Raw genomic sequence first — 2,726 nt, forward strand, 5'->3', positions numbered from 1 at the left:
CTGAGCATGACGGGCCGTATGCTGCGTAGCGCTGCCCTGAGCGGATCCGACAGCCCGCTCGACGTGCGCGAGCTGCCCGCCGGGCTGTACCTGGTAGAGGTACCTTCCCCCACGGCCACCACCCGCCTCCGGTTCGTGAAAGAGTAGCTCCCTTGGTCACTTGGCAAAAAAGCCCCCCCGCCCAAACCGGCGGGGGGCTTTTTGCTGCCACCCAACCAGCTGCGGGGGCGGGGGCCAACAGGCGCTGGCTGGCCTCATAAACACGTCCAAAAAACAGGTTCGCCCAAAACGCTCCTACTCGTTTCTTTATCGCTCCGCCTATGTCCGTCGAATTTCTCAGTGATAAGCAAGCCGACGGCTTCGGTTGCTTTCACGCTGCCCCCCGCCCGGAGCAACTGAGCCAATTTTTTGACCTGAGACCAGCGAATCAGACGTTGCTGGCTACGCGCTGGCGGCCCGCCAACAAGGCTGGAATGTGGCGTCCAGCCGTGCACCTTGCGCTTCCTGGGTACGTTTCTGCCTGATCCGTTGCTGGTGCCGGACGTGGGCGTGCAGACCGTTGCTGGCAGGTAGGCGTACTGGCCGACGTGCTGGCCGCCTACCGCAGGCAGCTGAACACGTGGTAAGCCCACCAGGCCTTGATTCGTGGCTCACCTGGCTATACGCCGTTCGACGCGCGGCAGGAATTTCGGCTCTCGCGCTGGCAAATCAGCTTCGGTTATCGCCTACGCCCCTGAACGTTTCACGACACTAGTTTGGACGTTTCACGAAACCTGGGCCGGTACATGCCAGCCTACTTTTGTATCAACCAACGAGCAACAATCATGAAAAAGACCGTCTTAGTTACCGGGGCATCCGCCGGCATTGGCAAAGCCACAGCCATTTTATTAGCCCAACACGGCTACCGCGTGTATGGGGCGGCACGGCGAATCGAAAAAATGCAGGACCTGAAAGGGTATGGCATCATTCCCATTGCGTTAGACGTAACCCAAGAGGAAAGCATGACGGCTTGCGTGGAACGTATTTTCAACGAGGCTGGCAGTATTGACATTCTAGTGAATAATGCGGGCTTCGGCTCGTACGGAGCGGTGGAGGACGTGGCTATGCACGAGGCCAAATACCAGCTGGAGGTAAACGTGTTCGGGGCCATGCGGTTGACCCAACTTGTGCTACCGAAAATGCGGCAGAATACCTATGGAAAAATCGTAAACGTTTCTTCGGTGGGCGGTAAAATCGCGTCTCCGTTGGGGGCTTGGTACCACGCTAGTAAATTCGCCCTGGAAGCCTTGAGCGATGCCCTGCGCTTGGAAGTACAGCAATTCGGCATTGACGTAATTGTGATTGAGCCGGGCGGCACGAAATCCGAGTGGGGCGACATTGCCGTTGACAGTTTGCTGCGCGTGTCGGGCCAGACTGCCTACAGTGACTTGACCACGGCATTTGTTAAGTCGTTTAAGCAGTTGGCGACGAATGTTCCCGAACCGCTGGTCATTGCCCAACTCGTGCAGGAAAGCATTACTGCCAAGCACCCGAAAACCAGATACGTCGGCGGGTACATGGCCAAGCCAATGTTATTTTTGCGGAGTGTGCTGCCGGATAAAATGTTAGACAGGATCTTGATGAGCCAAATGAAATAGAGACCCGTCATTGTTATGGAGCACGCGCAAATCGTCGACAACATTATCCTGTATACCTGCGAAGGGCAAACGCCCTTCGGCCACGACCCGTTTGTGTACGAAACCTACATCGGCATTATCACGTCGGGCAGTGCAGAGCATCAAACAGACAGTGGCGTGATAACCTACCCGACCGGCTCCTTGTGTTTGGTGAAACGAAACCAACTGCTGCGGGTCACCAAGAAGCCGGACAGCCCGAAGCCGTTTGCCACGATTACGGTGTTTTTAACCCAGAAAGCACTCAAAGAATACAGTGCCGCGCACGAGATAAAAGCAAGTGCACCCTACACGGGCGAGCCGGTTGTCATAATAGAACATGACGCTTTCCTCACCGGCTACTTCAATTCGCTGCTGCCGTATTTTGACCAGCCGGAAAAGCTAACCTCAATTTTAGCACAAGCGAAAACCACCGAAGTTATTGCACTGCTGCTGCGCAATCCGGCGCTAAAAAACTTTCTATTCGATTTTAGCGAGCCACATAAAATCGACCTGGAAGCATATATGAAACATAATTTCTTCTACAATATTCCGCTGGCGCAATTTGCCAAATTAACAGGCAGGAGCTTGTCTACCTTCAAGCGTGATTTTGTAAAGATTTTTGATTGCACCCCCGAAAAGTGGCTGCAAAAACAACGGTTAGAGCAGGCTTATTTTCTAATTACCAACCGCGACAAACGTCCTTCCGACATTTATCTGGAATTAGGCTTTGAAACCTTGTCGCACTTTTCGTTCGCGTTCAAAAAGCAGTTCGGCCAGTCTCCAACTGCATTGCAACACCCCGCGCGGGTAAGCGGCCACTAAGAGATTGTTGGGGTTGGTTTCAGGTTATGATTATGCTGGGCCTGTCGAAGCATCCCTACCGCTTCGTCAGCTATATTCAACGAAGCGGTAAAGATGCTTCGACAAGCTCAGCATGACGTGCCAGGTGGCGTTTCGGTAAAGTAATCCGCTCCCGTTAGCTGCCGACGTGATTCGCCCCTTCCACGGAGGTCGGAATAAAGGCCTCGAGAATCCAAGTAGGGTTCCAATATTCGCGGTAGTGGGCAATGC

At 54.0% G+C, this 2,726-nt stretch carries 3 protein-coding genes; all 3 read left to right on the forward strand.

Annotated features, from left to right (window positions below):
* Positions 1–320 precede the first annotated feature (320 nt).
* The 3 genes from VI25_RS19090 (at position 321) to VI25_RS19100 (ending at position 2,477) form a co-directional block, all read left to right on the forward strand.
* Positions 321–524, forward strand: coding sequence for a hypothetical protein (locus VI25_RS19090; protein WP_055562745.1), 204 nt, complete (start codon positions 321–323; stop codon positions 522–524).
* A 300-nt stretch (positions 525–824) separates the two neighbouring features.
* On the forward strand, positions 825–1,637 hold the full coding sequence (locus VI25_RS19095) for an oxidoreductase (protein WP_045690655.1): 813 nt from the start codon (positions 825–827) through the stop codon (positions 1,635–1,637).
* A gap of 15 nt (positions 1,638–1,652) precedes the next feature.
* Positions 1,653–2,477 carry a helix-turn-helix domain-containing protein gene (locus VI25_RS19100; RefSeq protein WP_055562746.1) on the forward strand — a complete coding sequence of 275 codons (825 nt, stop codon included), beginning with the start codon at positions 1,653–1,655 and terminating at the stop codon, positions 2,475–2,477.
* The last annotated feature ends 249 nt before the right edge of the window (positions 2,478–2,726 follow it).

It is taken from the genome of Hymenobacter sp. AT01-02 (assembly GCF_000961955.2).
In the GTDB taxonomy this organism is placed as follows: domain Bacteria; phylum Bacteroidota; class Bacteroidia; order Cytophagales; family Hymenobacteraceae; genus Hymenobacter; species Hymenobacter mucosus.